Raw genomic sequence first — 14,078 nt, 5'->3', positions numbered from 1 at the left:
GAGTTGCATGGAAAACGATAACAAGATCACCGCCGTTGAATTCATTCCGCAATTTAAAACCGAGTTCTATCACCCGCGCTACTGGGGCGTCTGGTGCGGTATCGGCTTAATCGCCGGCGCGACCTTTATCCCGCCGCGTTTACGCGATCCGGTATTGGGCGGCATCGGCCGGATGGTGGGTAAACTCGCCAAAGGCGCGCGCCATCGCGCCCGGGCCAATTTACTGTACTGCCTGCCTGAGCTGAGCGAACCGGCGCGGGAAAAAATCATTGACGATATGTTCGCCACGGTACCGCAATCCACGGTGCTGATGGCCGAGCTGGCTTGCCGGAATCCCGACAGGTTGTCAAGCCGGGTTCATTGGCACCACGAGGAGATTATTGCGCAGGCTACGGCGCAGCAGCGCAATATTATTTTCCTGGTGCCGCACGGCTGGGCGGTGGATGTGCCGGCCATGCTGATGTCGGCGCGCGGGCAGAAGGTCGCCGGTATGTTCCATAACCAGCGCAACGAACTGGTGGACTATATGTGGAATCGGGTGCGGCGCCGTTTCGGCGGGCGGCTGCATGCGCGCAACGACGGGGTTAAGCCTTTTGTCAGCTCGGTGCGGCAGGGGTGGTGGGGGTATTACCTGCCGGACCAGGATCATGGGCCTGAGCATAGCGAGTTCGTGGATTTTTTCGCCACTTATAAAGCGACGCTGCCGGCAATCGGCCGTTTGATGAAAATCTGTCGGGCGGCGGTAATCCCGCTATTTCCGGTGTACAACAGTAAGACCAGCCAGCTGGATATTTATGTTCGTCCGCCAATGGACGATATTGCCGGCCAGGACGATCGCTATATTGCCCGGCGGATGAACGAGGAAGTGGAAAACCTGGTGGGGCCGAATCCGGAGCAATATACCTGGATCCTGAAACTGCTGAAAACGCGCAAGCCCGGCGATAAAGATCCCTATAAGCGTTAATTGCCCAGAACAGGCAAGAAAAAAGACCCCATAGGTACGTTCTCCCTTAAACACGACTGCTGTAAGCGCGGTGTTGACGGGCCTACCGCACCATGGGGCGCTCGGTCGGGCGGGAATACCACGCCCGATTCGACCCCATCGGCACGCTCTCCCTTAACCCGTCCGCGTTGAGTTCGGGGTTGGCGGGCCTACCGCACCATGGGGCGCTCGGTCGGGCGGGAATACCACGCCCGATTCGACCCCATCGGCACGCTCTCCCTTAACCCGTCCGCGTTGAGTTCGGGGTTGGCGGGCCTACCGCACCATGGGGCGCTCGGTCGGGCGGAAATACCACGCCCGATTCGACCCCATTGGCACGCTCTCCCTTAACCCGTCTGCGTCGAGCTCGGGGTTGGCGGGCACAGCATGCCATGGGCGGCTGGTATTACTCCACCAGCAGGATGCGGCTGGTATTGGTGGTGCCCACCATGCTCATCACATCACCCTGGGTGATGATGACCAGATCGCCCGACATCAGGAAGCCTTTATCCCGCAGCAGGTTGGCGGCATGGGTGGCCGCGGCCACGCCGTCGCCGTCGCTGTCAAAATATACCGGCGTGACGCCGCGATAGAGCGCGGTAAGATTGAGCGTATGCTCGTGCCGGGACAGGGCAAAAATAGGCAGGCCTGAGCTGATGCGCGACATCATCAGGGGCGTGCGGCCGGATTCGGTCATGGTGATAATGGCGCTGACCCCCTTGAGATGATTGGCCGCGTACATGCTGGACATGGCAATCGCTTCTTCAATATTATCAAACTGCACGTCCAGGCGATGTTTGGACACATTGATACTGGGGATTTTTTCGGCGCCCAGGCACACCCGCGCCATGGCCGCCACCGTTTCCGCCGGATACTGCCCGGCCGCGGTTTCGGCGGAGAGCATTACCGCATCGGTGCCGTCCAGCACCGCGTTGGCCACGTCCATCACTTCGGCGCGGGTCGGCATCGGGTTGGTGATCATCGATTCCATCATCTGGGTGGCGGTAATCACCGCGCGATTGAGCTTGCGGGCGCGCCGGATCAATTTTTTCTGGATGCCGACCAGTTCCGGATCGCCGATTTCCACCCCCAGATCGCCGCGTGCCACCATCACCACGTCGGAGGCGAGGATAATATCATCCATGGCCTCGTCGCTTGCCACCGCCTCGGCGCGCTCTACCTTGGAGACGATCTTGGCATTGCAGCCGGCGTCGCGGGCCAGGCGGCGCGCATAGTTCAAATCCTCGCCGGTGCGCGGGAAGGAGACCGCCAGGTAATCCACGCCGATTTTAGCGGCGGTGATGATGTCGGCCTTGTCTTTTTCGGTCAGCGCCGGCGCCGAGAGGCCGCCGCCCATTTTATTGATGCCCTTGTTATTGGACAACGGACCGCCGACGGTCACCTCGGTAAAGACCTTCATGCCCTGGACTTCACGCACCTTTAGCTGTACGCGGCCATCGTCGAGCAGCAGGACATCGCCGGGCACCACGTCACCGGGCAGGCCTTTATAATCGATGCCTACGCTTTCCCGGTCGCCTTCGCCGATGCCCAAGTTGGCATCAAGGAGAAACTTATCGCCCACGCTCAGGAACACCTTGCCTTCCCTGAACGTCGATACGCGAATCTTAGGCCCCTGCAAATCGCCGAGTATGGCCACGTGTCGTCCCAGCTTGGCGGCGATTTCACGTACTTTGTTGGCCCGATTGAAATGATCTTCCGCCGTACCGTGGGAAAAATTAAGGCGAACCACATTGGCGCCGGCGGCAATAATTTTTTCCAGATTATTGTCGCGGTCAGTGGCTGGCCCCAGGGTGGTTACAATCTTGGTTCTTCTGAGCCGTCTGGACATGGATAACTCCGTTGACTTGGGCATTATTGGTGTAGCGAAAACATCGAAACCGGCGGTACTATCAGGCAGCGGTTGGATATCGCCGCCCGTTGCCGCCAGTCCGGCTGTGTTGAGACGTTCCCCATCTTTGAACCGGCCCGGTGTAGCCTGGGCTGCCATGAGGGGTTATTGTTCATATCTTACGATATTAATCAAATTTATACGCTGCTGAATCGGCTTTATCAAAGCGCGATTCCCGTAAAGCTTCCTTGACCCGCTTCAAGTTATCCCTGAATTTCGCACCCCGGCGCAAGGTAAACCCGGTGGCCAGGACATCTATCAGGGTTAATTGGGCAATACGCGATATCATGGGCATAAAGACATCGGTATCCTCCGGCACATCAAGGGCCAGGGTTAGCGTGGCTTCATGGGCCAGGGGCGAGTATTCGGAGGTGATGGCGATAACGGTAGCGTCATTCTCCCGCGCCAGCCGCGCCAGGTCCACCAGCATTTTTGTCCGGCCGGTATGGGATATCAGCACCACGACATCGCCTTCGCTGGAATTCATGCAGCTCATGCGCTGCATGACGATATCCTCGGAATACACGATGGGAATATTAAAGCGGAAAAATTTATTCATGGCGTCATGGGCGACCGCCGCGGACGCGCCCAGGCCGAAGAAGGAAATCTTTTTCGCCTGGGTCAGCAAATCCACCGCCCGGTTGACGGCGCTGATGTCCAGACGGGTTTTAACCTGTTCCAGGCTGGCCATGGTGGATTCAAAAATTTTTACAGTATAGGAATCGACCCCGTCGTTCTCATCGACATTACGGTTTACATAAGGTGTACCATTAGCCAGACTCTGGGCGAGATGTAATTTAAAATCAGGATAGCCTTTGGTATCCAGGCGGCGGCAAAAACGATTGACGGTAGGCTCGCTGACGTCGGCCATCCTGGCCAGTATGGCAATGCTGGAATGGATGGCGGTCTGGGGCGAGGCCAGGATCACGTCCGCCACTTTACGCTCGGATTTACTCAGCAATTCCATATGGCTGTTAATTTTTTCCAGCATGTTCATAAGTTAATAGCTCATGGGTTTAACCGATTTCACACAAAGGAGAAATCATTACCGATTTGATGAAATATACTACGACGCGCGGTGCAAAGGCAGTTAATCTGACCGGCACGGCAGGTTTTTTGCCAGACTATGAGCTGTGTCTAACTTTCAGAAGTGTAATGTATTGACAAAACTGTTAATAAATTACATTTTCATGGCGGACATGGTGTGATTAATGGTGAAAAAAAGCGTTTACACGCGGTTTTTTTGGCATTCTTTTGGCCGGCATCAAAATAAAACCATTTAAAATGTAATAAAATTACAAACATCCTGTACGAGGAGAGGAACATGGCGGTAACATCCATAGCCCAGGCATGCGATCTGGTGATTTTCGGCACCAAAGGCGATCTGGCACGGCGCAAACTGCTGCCCTCGCTATATCAGCTGGAGAAAGCCGGTTCCATTCATCCGGAGACGCGCATTATCGGCGTTGGCCGTGCTGACTGGGACGTGAAAGCCTATACCAAGGTGGTGCGCGAAGCGTTGGAAACCTTCATGAAGGAAACCATCGACGAGAAGCTCTGGAAAACGCTCAGCGGCCGCCTGGATTTCTGTAACCTTGACGTTAACGAGACCAAGCACTTCAACCGGCTGGGTGAAAAACTCGACCAGCAGGCCCGGGTGACCATTAACTATTTTGCCATGCCGCCCAATACCTTTGGCGCCATCTGCCAGGGCCTGGGCCAGGCCGGCCTGAATAAAGAGCCGAGCCGGGTAGTGATGGAAAAACCGCTGGGTACCGATCTGGCCTCTTCGCGCGTGATTAACGATCAGGTGGCGGAATATTTCAAAGAGTGCCAGGTTTACCGCATCGACCATTATCTCGGTAAAGAAACGGTGCTCAACCTGCTGGCGCTGCGGTTTGCCAATTCCCTGTTCGCCAGCAATTGGGACAACCGGACTATCGACCATGTCCAGATCACCGTGGCGGAAGAAGTGGGCATCGAGGGTCGCTGGGGCTATTTCGATAAAGCCGGCCAGATGCGCGACATGATCCAAAGCCATCTGCTGCAGATCCTGACCATGATCGCCATGTCGCCGCCATCCGATCTGACCACCGATCGCATCCGCGACGAAAAAGTGAAGGTATTGCGTTCCCTGCGGCCTATCGATCACACCAATGTGCGCGATACCACGGTGCGCGGCCAGTATACCGCGGGGTTTGTACAGGGCAAGAAAGTGCCGGGCTACCTGGAGGAGGAGGGCGCCAACAAGGCCAGCCATACCGAGACCTTTGTGTCTATCCGGGTGGATATCGACAACTGGCGCTGGGCGGGCGTGCCGTTCTATTTGCGCACCGGCAAGCGTTTGCCGACCAAATGTTCCGAAGTGGTGGTGTATTTCAAGAACCCGGCGCTGAATCTGTTCCGCGACTCCTACCAGGAATTGCCGCAGAACAAGCTGACCATCCGCCTGCAACCGGACGAGGGCATGGATATCCAAATCCTCAATAAGGTGCCGGGGCTGGATCATAAGCATCGCCTGCAAACCACCAAGCTGGATTTGAGTTTCAGTGAAACCTTTAACCAGGAACATCTGGCGGATGCCTACGAACGGCTGCTGCTGGAAACCATGCGCGGCATCCAGGCGCTGTTTGTGCGCCGCGACGAAGTGGAAGAGGCCTGGACCTGGGTGGATTCCATTATGGAAGCCTGGGCGTCCGACAATGACGCGCCCAAGCCTTACCAGGCGGGCACCTGGGGGCCGGTGGCCTCGGTGGCCATGATTACCCGGGACGGCCGTTCCTGGAACGAGTTTGAATAACACCGCATTCCCCACCGGTGCCGGGTTGATCCCGCGCCGGTAATTTTTAGCCCGGTGTTTTGGCGTGCCACGCCTTAAACACGCGGTGATGATGTTCATACGGAGACAGCAAGTCATGAAGCATTGGAAAACAAGCGCGGAAACTATCCTGACCTCAGGCCCGGTAGTACCCGTTATCGTTATCAATAAGCTGGAACACGCGGTTCCTTTAGCCAAAGCGCTGGTCGCCGGCGGTGTGCGCGTACTGGAAGTCACGTTGCGCACCCCCTGCGCGATGGACGCCATCCGCGCCATCGCCAAAGAAGTGCCCGAGGCCATCGTCGGCGCGGGCACCGTGACCAATGTCGAGCAGTTGGCGGAAGTGACCGCTGCCGGCGCGCAGTTCGCCATCAGCCCTGGCCTGACCGAACCCTTGCTGAAAGCGGCCGTCGCGGGTACCATTCCGCTGATCCCGGGTATCGCCACTGTTTCCGAACTGATGCTCGGTATGGATTACGGCCTGCGCGAGTTCAAATTTTTCCCGGCCGAGGCCAACGGCGGCGTCAAGGCGCTGCAAGCGATTGCCGGTCCGTTCTCGCAGGTGCGTTTCTGCCCCACCGGCGGCATTTCACCGAAGAACTACCGTGATTACCTGGCGCTGAAAAGCGTGCTGTGTATCGGCGGTTCCTGGCTGGTGCCTAACGATGCGCTGGAAGCGGGCGATTATGCGCGCATCACCGAACTGGCTAAAGAAGCGGTGGCCGGCGCCAAGCTTTAAGCCGGCGCGCATCCGCTCCCGCCATTCAGGCAGGTAATAAGGGCTCCTTCGCAAGAGGAGCTTTTTTTTTGGTTCAGGCCTGGCGCATCAGCCGCTGACCTTGACCGCCGCGGCACAGGCTTTGGCATCCTTTACCGCCTCTTCCACCGTCTGCGCCATGGCCAGGGCCACGCCAAGGCGGCGCTTGCCGCCGATTTCCGGCTTGCCGAACAGCCTGATCTGCGTTTGCGCTTTCAGCGCCTGCTCCAGGCCGCTGAAACGCACGTCGCTGCTGGTCAGCTCCGGCAGGATAACCGCCGACGCCGCCGGGCCGTACTGGCGGATCGCGCCGACGGGCAGGCCGAGGAAGGCGCGCACATGCAGGGCGAATTCGGACAGATCCTGGGAGATAAGGGTCACCATGCCGGTATCATGCGGACGCGGCGACACTTCGCTGAATATCACCTCGTCGCCGCGCACAAACAGCTCAACGCCGAACAATCCGCGGCCGCCCAGGGCGGTCACGACCTGTTGTGCGATATCCCGCGCCCGTTGCAACGCCACCGCGCTCATGTGCTGCGGCTGCCAGGATTCCCGGTAATCGCCGTCCTCCTGGCGATGACCGATGGGATCGCAGAAATGGATACCATCGACGGCGCTGACGGTAAGCAGGGTAATTTCAAAATCAAAGGGGACCAGGCCCTCGACAATCACCTTGCCGCCGCCGGCGCGGCCGCCTTGCTGCGCATAGTCCCAGGCCGCGTCCAGGCCGGCGGCGTCGCGCACCAGGCTCTGGCCTTTACCCGACGAACTCATCACCGGTTTGATAATCAAAGGATAGCCGATGGCCGATACCGCCTGGTCCAGCCCGGCGCGGTCGGCGGCAAAACGGTAGGCGGAAGTGGGCAGGCCCAGCGTTTCCGCCGCCAGGCGGCGGATGCCCTCGCGGTTCATGGTCAGGCGCGTGGCCTGCGCGCAGGGCACCACATGATGGCCCTCATGTTCAAGGGCTACCAGCATGTCGGTGGCGATGGCTTCGATTTCCGGCACGATAAAATCGGGCCGTTCCAGTTCAATCACCGCCCTGAGCGCATCGCCGTCCAGCATATTGATGACGTGCGCGCGATGGGCGACATGCATCGCCGGGGCGTTCGCATAACGATCGACGGCAATCACCTCGACGCCAAGCCGTTGACACTCAATCGCCACCTCTTTGCCCAGTTCACCGCTGCCCAGCAGCATGACCCGCGTGGCGCCGGGACGTAACGCCGTGCCTATGATTAACATCCGCTTTCCCCTGACCTGATAAAAATTGCGCGCAGTATAAACGAAAACGATTGCGCGTGCAGCAGCGCCGGTACGATGAGGGGAGAGCAGGACGTGGGAATCGGCCTGGACGCCGCCAAAAACGCCCGGCTTTTGTTATAGTTCGTATAATTCCCGTTCTCAACGTAATTTTAACCGGCTATTATCATTCAATACCTTGAGAACGGATAATCAGAACAAGTGGAGGTTTTATGCATAAAACGGGAATCGGCCTGTTAGGCGTCATCGTCATCGGCATGTTGCTGCCGTCACTCGCGGCCGCGGAAGATCAAACACCGCAGGCGGCTGGGCAGGCCGCCGCCTCGCAAACGTCCACGGAAGGCGCGTCCACCACTCAGCAGCCCGCCGGACAAACGCAGAATACGCAACCGGGCACCGCCGCCCCGGCGCCGGCGAATAACGCCGCTCCGGCACAGACACCGCCGGCTAATGACGCCGCGCCGGCCCCGGCAACGCCGCCGGCCGCCGCCCCGGTTAAAAAACAGGCAGAGGAGCCCCCGGCCGCCGATAAACCGGCGCCGGCTAAAAAGGCCCCGGCGGAGAAGGCCAAGGCGGAAGCCGCGCCGGCCACCGCCGATAATAAAACGCCGGCGGCGAAGGAACCGGCCAAAAAAAGCCAGCCCGGGAAGACGTATAAGGTTGCGGCCTGTCCCGATCTCAACGCCCCCCAGGTGGCGGAGCTGATTAAACAGGACTACACCCAGAATCGCTTTCCCCACACCGACGACGATAAAAAGGCCCTGGGCGGCGATACCATTGTCGCCCAGGTCAACCCCGAGGATATCACCGGCAACGGCGACAACTGGCAGGCGCCGCTGAAAATTCGCGGGCAAACCGCCGATCGCGCCTATGCTGTGAACCTTGATTGTGAAAAAGGCGAAATAAGTTATTCCCTCCAGCAATAACACTCCCTGCCGGACGCGCGGCGTGAAATGCGCGTCCGGACATCGGCGGCCACGCTATCTTTGCAAACCCTTTTAACAACTTGACACAAAATCCGCTAGGTTAGGACATGTGGCGCCGGGCACCGTCCGGCATACACCACCTAAAGGGGAACGGCAATGAATCAGTGGCTGCAGAAAATCCAGACCCTGGTCCAGCAAAAGAGCGGGCCGGGGGATCAGGGCGGCAACCTGGCGGGCCTGCTGGCGCCCGGCGCGCTTGGCGGGCTGGCCGGCCTGCTGGTGGCCAATAAATCGTCACGCAAGATGATGGGCGCGGTGGGCAAGAACGCCCTGTTTATCGGCGGCGGCGCCGCGATAGGCGCGGTGCTTTGGGACCAATATAAAAAACGCGTGCGCGAAACCCATCAGCACGATGCGCAGTTTACCCAGCCTCCTACTCCCATCGACCGTCGCACGCAGCGGCTGGTGACGGCCCTGGTCTTTGCCGCCAAGGCCGACGGCCACATCGACGACCATGAGCAACGGGCCATTCGGGACAACCTGCAGCAGTTGGGACTGGGCGAGGATGTGGAGCATCTGGTCCAGGACGCCATCGCCCAGCCGCTGGACCCGGCGCGCCTGGCGCAGGATATTCACGGCGAGGACGAGGCCCTGGAGATCTATTACCTCAGCTGCGCGGTGGTCGACGTCGATCATTTTATGGAAAGAAGCTATATGGATGCGCTGGCGCTGGCGCTGAAAATTCCTGATGACGTAAAAACCGGCCTCGAACAACAGCTTAAAGCCCAGATAACCGCCGTCCCGCCACGCTGACCCCCCGTTGCCGGCGCAGGCGATAAAATCGGCCGCGCTTGGCAACCCGGCATATTCGTGCCACTCTGTTTCTTATGAGAAATAAGGAAGGGTGCGTATGAGATTTCCCCCAATAGCTGAAAAAAGACCGCATAACCTGACCGTGCATGGTGAGACACGCGTCGATGATTATTACTGGCTGCGCGACGACAAACGTGAAGACCCGGCCGTGCTGGACTACCTGGCCCAAGAGAATACCTATGGCCAAGCCATGATGGAGGGCCATGAGGAGTTGCGCCACCGCTTATTTACCGAAATGGTGGAGCGCATACCGCCGCAGGATCGCTCGGTACCCTACGTCCGGCGCGGTTATCGTTACCAGAGCCGCTATGAGCAAGGCAATGAGTACGCCATCTATACCCGCCAGCGCGCCGATCTGCCCGAAACGGCCGAATGGGAGATCCTGCTTGACGGCAACAAGCGCGCGGCGCAAAGCGAGTTCTATACCATGGGGTCGCTTGAGATCAGTCCGGATAACGCCATCATGGCGGCGGCGGAGGATTTTCTGTCACGGCGCCTGTACGGCATTCGTTTCAAGAACCTGGCCCGCGATTCGTGGTATCCGGAAGTGCTCGAGGATGCCTCGTCGGGTTTTGAATGGACCAGCGATTCACAAATCCTCTACTACGTGCGCAAGCATAAAAAAACGCTGCTGCCCTACCAGGTCTACCGTCACCGGGTCGGCACCTCGCCAGCCCAGGATGAGCTGGTGTATGAGGAAAAAGACGACACATTTTATGTCAGCGTGCATAAAACCACGTCGGAACGTTATATCATTATTGCGCTGGGCAGCACCACGTCGGGCGAGATCCTGCTGCTGGACGCCGACGATCCCCAGGCCAGCCCGCAGGTATTCCTGACCCGCCGCCATGACCATGAGTATTCGCTGGATCACTTCCAGGGCCATTTTTACGTCCGCTCCAACCGCGAAGGCAAGAATTTCGCCCTCTACCGCTGCGAAACGGGCGATGAGAAATTGTGGCAAACGGTGATCCCGGCCAGGGACGATGTGGTATTGGAAAACTTTACCTTATTCAGCGATTGGCTGGTGGTGGAGGAACGTCACCAGGGCCTGACCAGCCTGCGGCAGATGCATTGGCAGACCGGGGAGGAGAAGGGCATCGCCTTTGACGACCCCACCTATGTTACCTGGCTGGCCTACAATCCCGATCCGCACAGCGCGTGGCTGCGCTATGGTTATTCCTCCATGACCACGCCGACCACGCTGTTTGAGCTGAATATGGATACCGGGGAGCGCCGGCTGCTGAAACAGTCGCAGGTGAAAAATTTCGACGCCGAGCACTACCGCAGCGAGCGGCTATGGGTTCCCGCCCGCGACGGCGTCGAGGTGCCGGTGTCGCTGGTCTATCGCAAGGATCTGTTCCAGCGCGGGCAAAATCCGCTGCTGGTCTACGGTTATGGTTCCTACGGCAGCAGCATGGATCCCGATTTCAGCGCCAGCCGGCTGAGCCTGCTTGACCGCGGATTCGTCTTCGCCCTGGCGCATATCCGCGGCGGCGGTGAATTAGGCCAGCAGTGGTATGAAGACGGCAAGCTCTTCAACAAGCTCAACACCTTTAACGACTTTATCGACGTCAGCCGGCATCTGCTGGCTAACGGCTATGGGGACGAAAAACAAGCCTTTGCCATGGGCGGCAGCGCCGGTGGCCTGCTGATGGGCGCGGTGATCAATATGGCGCCGGATCTGTTTAAAGGCGTGGTGGCCCAGGTGCCCTTCGTGGATGTCGTGACCACCATGCTTGATGACAGCATACCGCTGACCACCGGAGAATATGACGAGTGGGGCAATCCGCAGGAAAAAGACTACTACGACTATATCAAGCGCTACAGTCCCTATGATCGGGTCAGCGCCCAGCCTTACCCGCATCTGCTGGTCACCACCGGTTTACATGACTCCCAGGTGCAGTATTGGGAGCCGGCCAAATGGGTGGCGAAACTCCGGGCGGTGAAGACCAACGACAATCTGCTGCTGCTGTGTACCGACATGGACTCCGGCCACGGCGGCAAATCCGGGCGTTTCAAAGGCTACGAAGGTATTGCCATGGAGTATACCTTTATCCTGTCCCTGACGGACAAGGCGCCGCCGGCGGCATAAAACGGCGGCGAAAGCCTCTCAGGCGGCGCATTTCATTTATTGATGCGCTGCGTCTGAGGACTGCTTCAGGTAATGGTTAATGCTGTAACGCATATCCGCCGACAGGTCCTTGAGGTTGTTGAGCATCCATTTCAAATAGCCGGGGTCCTCGCGCGCGATCCGTTCCATCGGCTGGCCCCGGTATTTGCCGAACTTTAACGTCGTAAGCAGGGTGGTTTCATTGCTTAAGGCCGCCATTTGCTCGGCGCTCCAGCCGGAATCCCCGATGATTTTCACCAGCAGGGCCGCGGTGACGTAACAATCATACAGGGCGCGATGGGGATAGAGACCCTCCGGCACGGCGACCTCGAGACCCAGCGCATAGCGCAGGTACTGGTTGCTGTATTTCAAACCAGGGTAGAGCTTGCGCGCAAGCTTGACCGTGCAGATCCATTGACCATGCATTTCCGGCAACATGCGCCGGTCGAATGCGGCGTTATGCGCCACGTAATACGGGCTGCCGTGATAGCGGCCAATCACCTTGGCGATACGCGGCTTATCCTCGACCATGGCTTCGGTGATATGGTGGATGGCCATGGCCTCGTAGCCGATGGGCCGGTCGGGGTTGATCAGATCGCTCATGGCATTGCATAACCGGCCGTCAACGACGTCCACCGAGGCGACTTCCACGACGCCGCCGTCCAGTCCGCAGGTTTCGGTATCGATAACACGAAAAGACATGACGTTACCTGTCCAAGGCTAAATAAAAAAGCCATTATGCCCTGAATAGCGCCGACAAAAAACCCGCATCAGATGCGGGTTTAATATGGGTTAGCCTTACACGATATCAGGCTGGGTCTTTCTGTTACGCTTGTCGGCGCGTTTTTCTTCCGGCGATTTCAGCGGTTTCTTTTTGGTGTCTTTCTTACGATCCATTCCCTTACTCATATTTACCTCTCTGTAAAAGAACCGGAAATGTAGAAATGATTAACTGCCTGTTGGCACTGATAATCAAGTCATTTTGTGCTATTTTGCCGCACGGCGGACAGCGCCGCGCGGGCCGGCAAGCCATGCACCGCGGGCGTGGCGCGCGGCGCCTGCTTGCCTTCCGGCCGTTGGTTCAGGTACGTGCCGGGGCATTGCCAGTCCAGTATAGGCCATTGGCGAATTATTTTCGTGGCTCATATGGCAAACGGGAAAAATTCAGCGACGCCTGGCGATAAAAGGCCACCCGTTCGCGAAAATAAGCGCGCAAAGGCTCCGGCTGTTCCCGTTCCACATGCTCGGCGACCACCGGCATATTGTACCGCTCCTTGAACGCCACGCCGGACGCGGCCAGATCGACATTGATCTTGTCCATCGCCTCGCTGCCCAGTGTGGCCAGATTATATTGCATACCGCCTCCTGCCGCTTGTAAGGTCAATGCTGCTAAAAATAAGGTACTGCGCGGCAAAACGCAAGGGTCGGCGGGACAGCGATACAAATAATAATCGTTTGTATTAACAGCCGACGCAATAATATGGCTATCATTGTCCGAAATAATGGCCTGGCGTATTCATAATACAAATAAGAATACCTATCACTACCATTAATAAATAATGATTTTATAGAAAAAATCTCATTATAAAAATATATAAACTTATGAATTTAATACATAAAAAATATTAAATTACTCATTGGTTAAATTATAGTGTAATTTTTGTTAGCATTTGGGCATAATGTTTATATTCGTATTGGCGTAATCATCATAAGGAAGCCTGCCCATGCTAAAACAAGAAATGGCAATAAAGCTTAACGAGCAACTCAATCTGGAATTTTTTTCCGCCAATCTTTATCTGCAAATGAGCGCCTGGTGCAGTGATAAGGGCTACGAAGGCGCATCGGCCTTTCTCAAGACCCAATCTCTGGAAGAGATGGACCATATGCGCCGCCTGTTCGACTATCTCAACGATACCGGCACCATGCCGGTGCTGGGCGCAATCGAGGCGCCGCCAACCGGTTTTACCTCATTGGCCGAGCTGTTTAAGCGCACCTATGAACATGAGCAGATGATCACGGTGAAAATCAACGAACTGGTCCATGCGGCGATGATCTCCCAGGACTATTCGACGTTTAACTTCCTGCAGTGGTACGTCTCCGAACAGCACGAAGAAGAAAAATTGTTTAAATCCATCCTCGACAAGCTGGCGCTGGTGGATACCAATAACAGCGGACTGTTCTTTATCGATCAGGATTTGAAAAAAATGAACGGTGGCGACAATACGGCCGCGCCGATGTAAATCCCCGCGCGGACAGTGGTTTGCTCGACTTCAGCCCCGGCTGCCGTTATCATCAGTTTGCGTCCAGGCAAACCGGTAGCAGCGCCGGGTTTTTTGTTTCCCAAGAATAAACGAATAACCGGCAATGCTCCCGCGGTGGACCGCCAAGCGTCGGTTTAACCGACAGGATACCCGTTCAGTCTTAGGAAACGACA

12 protein-coding genes are annotated in these 14,078 nt (G+C 57.3%); 7 read left to right on the top strand and 5 right to left on the bottom strand.

The window, feature by feature from the left end; all coding sequences use genetic code 11:
* The first annotated feature begins 7 nt into the window (after positions 1 to 7).
* Positions 8 to 964 carry a lauroyl-Kdo(2)-lipid IV(A) myristoyltransferase gene (gene lpxM, locus ACL2XG_RS05595; RefSeq protein WP_410015339.1) on the top strand — a complete coding sequence of 319 codons (957 nt, stop codon included), beginning with the start codon at positions 8 to 10 and terminating at the stop codon, positions 962 to 964.
* 424 nt (positions 965 to 1,388) lie between these two features.
* On the opposite strand, the gene pyk is transcribed toward lpxM, so the two are convergent.
* Both pyk and ACL2XG_RS05585 read right to left on the bottom strand, forming a co-directional pair.
* Complete coding sequence (pyk, locus tag ACL2XG_RS05590; RefSeq protein WP_410015338.1) at positions 1,389 to 2,831, bottom strand: pyruvate kinase; 1,443 nt, start codon at positions 2,829 to 2,831, stop codon at positions 1,389 to 1,391.
* Between the two features lie 187 nt (positions 2,832 to 3,018).
* A complete protein-coding gene (locus ACL2XG_RS05585; RefSeq protein WP_410015337.1) occupies positions 3,019 to 3,888 on the bottom strand; it encodes a MurR/RpiR family transcriptional regulator in 870 nt (289 codons plus the stop codon).
* Positions 3,889 to 4,215: 327 nt separating this feature from the next.
* On the opposite strand from ACL2XG_RS05585, the gene zwf reads away from it, so the two are divergent.
* Entirely contained in the window at positions 4,216 to 5,691 is a 1,476-nt protein-coding gene (zwf, locus tag ACL2XG_RS05580) for a glucose-6-phosphate dehydrogenase (protein ID WP_410015336.1), read from the top strand.
* 115 nt (positions 5,692 to 5,806) lie between these two features.
* Positions 5,807 to 6,448 carry a bifunctional 4-hydroxy-2-oxoglutarate aldolase/2-dehydro-3-deoxy-phosphogluconate aldolase gene (locus ACL2XG_RS05575; protein ID WP_410015335.1) on the top strand — a complete coding sequence of 214 codons (642 nt, stop codon included), beginning with the start codon at positions 5,807 to 5,809 and terminating at the stop codon, positions 6,446 to 6,448.
* A gap of 87 nt (positions 6,449 to 6,535) precedes the next feature.
* Here the strand turns inward: ACL2XG_RS05575 and purT are convergent, their stop codons facing one another.
* Positions 6,536 to 7,714, bottom strand: coding sequence for a formate-dependent phosphoribosylglycinamide formyltransferase (gene purT / locus ACL2XG_RS05570; RefSeq protein WP_413722648.1), 1,179 nt, complete (start codon positions 7,712 to 7,714; stop codon positions 6,536 to 6,538).
* Positions 7,715 to 7,944: 230 nt separating this feature from the next.
* Here purT and ACL2XG_RS05565 point away from each other — a divergent pair, with 230 nt between their 5' ends.
* The 3 genes from ACL2XG_RS05565 (at position 7,945) to ACL2XG_RS05555 (ending at position 11,626) form a co-directional block, all read left to right on the top strand.
* Positions 7,945 to 8,658, top strand: coding sequence for a YebF family protein (locus ACL2XG_RS05565; protein WP_413722649.1), 714 nt, complete (start codon positions 7,945 to 7,947; stop codon positions 8,656 to 8,658).
* 156 nt (positions 8,659 to 8,814) lie between these two features.
* Positions 8,815 to 9,471 carry a tellurite resistance TerB family protein gene (locus tag ACL2XG_RS05560; RefSeq protein WP_413722650.1) on the top strand — a complete coding sequence of 219 codons (657 nt, stop codon included), beginning with the start codon at positions 8,815 to 8,817 and terminating at the stop codon, positions 9,469 to 9,471.
* Positions 9,472 to 9,568: 97 nt separating this feature from the next.
* Positions 9,569 to 11,626: a S9 family peptidase gene (locus ACL2XG_RS05555; RefSeq protein ID WP_413722651.1), complete on the top strand. Its 2,058-nt coding sequence runs from the start codon at positions 9,569 to 9,571 to the stop codon at positions 11,624 to 11,626.
* A gap of 36 nt (positions 11,627 to 11,662) precedes the next feature.
* Here the strand turns inward: ACL2XG_RS05555 and exoX are convergent, their stop codons facing one another.
* Together exoX and ACL2XG_RS05545 are read right to left on the bottom strand one after the other, a co-directional pair.
* Positions 11,663 to 12,346 carry an exodeoxyribonuclease X gene (gene exoX, locus ACL2XG_RS05550; protein WP_413722652.1) on the bottom strand — a complete coding sequence of 228 codons (684 nt, stop codon included), beginning with the start codon at positions 12,344 to 12,346 and terminating at the stop codon, positions 11,663 to 11,665.
* Between the two features lie 427 nt (positions 12,347 to 12,773).
* Complete coding sequence (locus tag ACL2XG_RS05545; RefSeq protein WP_410015329.1) at positions 12,774 to 13,001, bottom strand: DNA polymerase III subunit theta; 228 nt, start codon at positions 12,999 to 13,001, stop codon at positions 12,774 to 12,776.
* Positions 13,002 to 13,368: 367 nt separating this feature from the next.
* Here ACL2XG_RS05545 and ftnA point away from each other — a divergent pair, with 367 nt between their 5' ends.
* The gene (gene ftnA, locus ACL2XG_RS05540) at positions 13,369 to 13,884 is read left to right on the top strand and encodes a non-heme ferritin (protein ID WP_410015328.1); all 516 of its coding nucleotides are present in this window, start codon (positions 13,369 to 13,371) and stop codon (positions 13,882 to 13,884) included.
* The last annotated feature ends 194 nt before the right edge of the window (positions 13,885 to 14,078 follow it).

It is taken from the genome of Sodalis sp. RH24, from assembly GCF_047324145.1.
Classification (GTDB): domain Bacteria; phylum Pseudomonadota; class Gammaproteobacteria; order Enterobacterales; family Enterobacteriaceae; genus Acerihabitans.
The sequence above is the reverse complement of the archived record's forward strand: the minus strand, read 5'-3'. Positions and strand labels throughout refer to the sequence as shown.

Excerpts from the sequence above, each read along its gene's own strand:
- lpxM (WP_410015339.1), top strand. The coding sequence starts at position 8 with ATGGAAAACGATAACAAGATCACCGCCGTTGAATTCATTCCGCAATTT.
- pyk (WP_410015338.1), bottom strand. The coding sequence starts at position 2,831 with ATGTCCAGACGGCTCAGAAGAACCAAGATTGTAACCACCCTGGGGCCA.
- ACL2XG_RS05585 (WP_410015337.1), bottom strand. The coding sequence starts at position 3,888 with ATGAACATGCTGGAAAAAATTAACAGCCATATGGAATTGCTGAGTAAA.
- zwf (WP_410015336.1), top strand. The coding sequence starts at position 4,216 with ATGGCGGTAACATCCATAGCCCAGGCATGCGATCTGGTGATTTTCGGC.
- ACL2XG_RS05575 (WP_410015335.1), top strand. The coding sequence starts at position 5,807 with ATGAAGCATTGGAAAACAAGCGCGGAAACTATCCTGACCTCAGGCCCG.
- purT (WP_413722648.1), bottom strand. The coding sequence starts at position 7,714 with ATGTTAATCATAGGCACGGCGTTACGTCCCGGCGCCACGCGGGTCATG.
- ACL2XG_RS05565 (WP_413722649.1), top strand. The coding sequence starts at position 7,945 with ATGCATAAAACGGGAATCGGCCTGTTAGGCGTCATCGTCATCGGCATG.
- ACL2XG_RS05560 (WP_413722650.1), top strand. The coding sequence starts at position 8,815 with ATGAATCAGTGGCTGCAGAAAATCCAGACCCTGGTCCAGCAAAAGAGC.
- ACL2XG_RS05555 (WP_413722651.1), top strand. The coding sequence starts at position 9,569 with ATGAGATTTCCCCCAATAGCTGAAAAAAGACCGCATAACCTGACCGTG.
- exoX (WP_413722652.1), bottom strand. The coding sequence starts at position 12,346 with ATGTCTTTTCGTGTTATCGATACCGAAACCTGCGGACTGGACGGCGGC.
- ACL2XG_RS05545 (WP_410015329.1), bottom strand. The coding sequence starts at position 13,001 with ATGCAATATAATCTGGCCACACTGGGCAGCGAGGCGATGGACAAGATC.
- ftnA (WP_410015328.1), top strand. The coding sequence starts at position 13,369 with ATGCTAAAACAAGAAATGGCAATAAAGCTTAACGAGCAACTCAATCTG.